Genomic DNA, 1273 nt, shown 5'->3' on the forward strand with positions numbered 1-1273 from the left:
GGCGGGCGTTGATGCCGCGCTTGGTGTCCGGGCCGGAGGCGATGCCGGTGACCATCGCCTCCAACCCCTGCGCGAGGGCGTCGGCGCCGTGCATCCCGTCCGCGTTGAACTTCCGCCACTCACCCCAGGTGGTGCTGCGTGCCATCAGGGGACCTCGGTCATGGTGTAGGTCACCGGGTCACCGGTGCGGGGGGCGGTCTTGACCTTCATCTCCGACAGCCCCGTCCCCTCGCCCCACACCTGGCGCCAGTCCCCGGCGACGTGAAGTTCGTCGGTGCCCACGATCGAGACCACGGTCAGGCCGGCCGTGGCGGCCTTGTGGGCGCGGCGCCACAGGTTCGCGAACGCCTGGGAGCGGATGATGTGGGTCCAGTCCGGGCGCATCATCTCCCGGTTGGCGCTGCTGTCCCCGATCGTGGACACGAAGCGGGAGTACATCGCCTTCAGGTAGGTCAGGGTGACGTCGTCGCCGGTGGCGATCGCCTCGCTGCGGGCCTCGGCGAGAGTCTGCCGCAGCCCGTCGAGCATGACCTCGGTGGCCCCCGAGGTCCACGACTCGTGGATCCGCGGCGCCTCGATCAGCCGGTGCTTCGGCCCGGCGAGCTGCAGGAGAAGGCGCAGGATGGGTTCGGTCACCCACACCGGCCCCGTCTCCTCCCGGTCGCCCAGCGGGTTGGGGGCGGTGGGGTGGTGCCAGGCGAGCGGGTCGATCAGATGGACCCCGGCCCGCTTGCGGTCGTGCTCACCACCGGTGGTGTGTTCCAGACGGCCGATCGGCAGATGCGTCTTGAGCGCCGACAGGTAGGCGGCGTTCACATCCAGGGCCGTGACCGTGAGCGGGCCGTCGGGGGAGCGTCGTAGGTGCGGGTGGCGCCAGGAGGGGCGCGCTTCCCAGATCAGGTTCGCCTCGCCCTTCGCAGGCCGCTCGAAGATCTGCGGCAGACGGGGGTAGGCGGTGTGCTCGTAGCGGGCGGTCCGCCGCGTCGCGGCGAACAGCTCCATGACGTCGGGGATGGCCTTCTTGATCAAGGCGTTGGTGGCGGCGTCGGTGTCGCCGCCGGCGCGCTCCAGCTCGGCCGCGACCCGGGTGGCGATCCGCTCCCGCAACTCGCCCCGGGTGGCCTCGGCCGTGGTCGTGGTACGCCGCTGCTGGTGACGGCGGTGCGAATCCCGCGCGGCCCGCGCCGGCGACGACTCCGACTCCGGGGCAGCCGGGGCGACGGCCTCGGTCGGGGCCGCGGGCGCCGGACCGGGCGCGGCCGGCTCCGGGGCC

The 1273-nt window shown here is 72.9% G+C and carries 1 protein-coding gene; it reads right to left on the reverse strand.

Features of this window, described 5'->3' with window-relative positions; translation table 11 throughout:
- Nucleotides 1–144: 144 nt before the first annotated feature.
- Nucleotides 145–1273: DNA-binding protein (locus FNQ90_RS23655; protein ID WP_182608209.1), on the reverse strand; the 1129-nt coding region annotated here is incomplete at its 5' end.

This window comes from Streptomyces alkaliphilus (assembly GCF_014141535.1).
Lineage (GTDB): Bacteria > Actinomycetota > Actinomycetes > Streptomycetales > Streptomycetaceae > Streptomyces > Streptomyces alkaliphilus.